Annotated in this window: 1 protein-coding gene; it reads right to left on the reverse strand. The window is 39.9% G+C overall.

Translation table 11 applies throughout. The features are described from left to right. Positions 1–709 (reverse strand): AMP-binding protein (locus MP478_RS22480; RefSeq protein ID WP_257201720.1); only part of this gene is annotated, 709 nt, incomplete at both ends.

Raw genomic sequence — 709 nt, forward strand, 5'->3', positions numbered from 1 at the left:
TATCTGCTGATGGCATCGGCATCTTTCTTCGTTTCTTCATCCAGCAGGTGAAGTTCGTTGCCATACAGTAAACTGTTGAAAAACTCGGATACGGATACGTCAAAAACGTATGATGTATAAGCCGTTATTTTCTCTCCTTCACTGAAGCCATAAGCCTCTCTTACCTGAGAAACTACATTGACTACATTTCTATGTTCCACCATCACTCCTTTTGGAAGTCCGGTGGTACCACTGGTATAAATAACATACGCCAGATTATCACCTTTAGCTTCGGTAACCGGGTTCAATATTTCCTGTGATTCCAGAATGGTTTGGAAAACAGAATCGTTTATAGAAATTGTTGTCACTGAAGGTGTCACTTTTTCTATAGTACTTTCTTCGGCAATAACAATTTTACTGCCCGTATCTCTAAGGATATGTTCTATTCTGTCTGAAGGATAAGAGGGATCCATAGGAACATAGGCTGCCCCGGATTTTAATACTCCTAAAATAGCAATCAGCATATGTTCTGAACGTTCCAAACATAATGGAACCAGATCATCCGGTTGAAGTGCATGTGTTTTTATCAGGTAATTTGCCAAACGGTTGGAACGTTCATTAAGCTCTTTATAGCTTAATTTAACTTCTCCATAAACCAACGCAACCGCATCCGGCGTCCTTGATGCCTGAGATTCAAATAACTCATGAAGGGTTTTATCAGATTCAACAG

Origin of the sequence: Chryseobacterium sp. WG14 (assembly GCF_024586945.1) — a bacterium.
GTDB lineage: Bacteria > Bacteroidota > Bacteroidia > Flavobacteriales > Weeksellaceae > Chryseobacterium.